Here is a 1,238-nt window from a genome sequence, read left to right as displayed (position 1 = left end):
TGACCCTGACCCAAAATCCTGCTCCATTCAGAAACAGAATTCCGGCATGATAATGACGCCCTGAACGGAGGTTGTGCCGATGAAAAAGTCGCGATTCACCGAAGAACAGATTGTGTTTGCCCTGAAGCAGGCTGAATTGGGTACGCCGGTGCCGGAAGTCTGCCGCAAGCTGGGGATTTCCGATGCCACTTTTTATACGTGGCGTAAAAAATACGGTGGGATTTCACCGTCAGAACTCAAGCATATGCGACAGCTTGAAGAAGAAAACCTGCGGTTGAAGAAGCTGGTTGCCGATCTGAGCCTCGATAAAGCGATGTTGCAGGATGTCCTCGCAAAAAAGAGCTGACGCTGGCACGTCTGCGCGAATGGGTCAGGGATTTACAAGCGCGCTACGGTGCCAGTGAGAGACAGGTCTGTTTGGCATTGCGGATCAGTCGTAGTTCGTTTCGATACCGTTCTGTTGCCGCTGATGACAGTGCGCTGCGCCTGCGCATTCGTGAGATCACCGAAACCCGGGTGCATTACGGCTACCGACGGGTACATGTGATGCTCAGGCGCGAAGGCTGGCGTGATAATCACAAGCGGATCTACCGTCTTTACAGCCAGCAGGGGCTATCGTTACGTCTCAAGCGGCCACACCGCAACAAATCTGCCCAGCGGCGTCAGCCGCAACCTCAGGGGTTATATCCGAACCATGTGTGGGGTATGGATTTTGTCTCTGATGCCTTGTTTGACGGACGTCGATTACGCCTGCTGACCGTTATCGATCTCTACACGCGCGAGTGTCTTGGGATCTGTGTGGGACAGAACCTTCGTTCAACAGAGGTCGCTGAGATGCTGAACCATATCGCCAGTCATCGCCCGTTGCCTCAGTGGCTGAAAACCGACAATGGCTCTGAATTTGCAGGAAAAATGCTGGATAAATGGGTTTACGAACGGGGTATCCGCATTGATTTTTCCCGGCCGGGAACACCGACGGACAATGCCACGGTGGAATCCTTCAACGGCAGGTTGCGGCAGGAATGCCTGAACGAGAACGGGTTCATGTCTCTGGAGGATGCACGGTGCAAAATCGAAGCCTGGCGCATACACTATAATCAGAGACGTCCCCATTCTGCGCTGGGTTGGATGACGCCATCCGAATTTGCTCAAAAATCTGTCGGTTGCCAGAATATGCAGCCATCCTGAAGTCGAGAATTTCTGATTATGGGTGGATCAGATTCGGGGTCAGGGTCACC

General features: G+C 53.2%; 1 protein-coding gene. It reads left to right on the top strand.

What is annotated here, in order from left to right; all coding sequences use genetic code 11:
- Positions 1-79: 79 nt before the first annotated feature.
- Positions 80-1,188, top strand: a protein-coding gene (locus DXXMK7_RS00005) for an IS3 family transposase (protein WP_369831406.1) whose coding sequence is annotated in 2 segments (ribosomal slippage) — positions 80-341 and positions 341-1,188 — 1,110 coding nt in all. Because the reading frame shifts where the segments join, the coding sequence is not laid out codon by codon here.
- The last annotated feature ends 50 nt before the right edge of the window (positions 1,189-1,238 follow it).

This window comes from Dickeya sp. MK7, from assembly GCF_000406305.1.
GTDB lineage: Bacteria > Pseudomonadota > Gammaproteobacteria > Enterobacterales > Enterobacteriaceae > Dickeya > Dickeya fangzhongdai.
The sequence above is the reverse complement of the archived record's forward strand: the minus strand, read 5'-3'. Positions and strand labels throughout refer to the sequence as shown.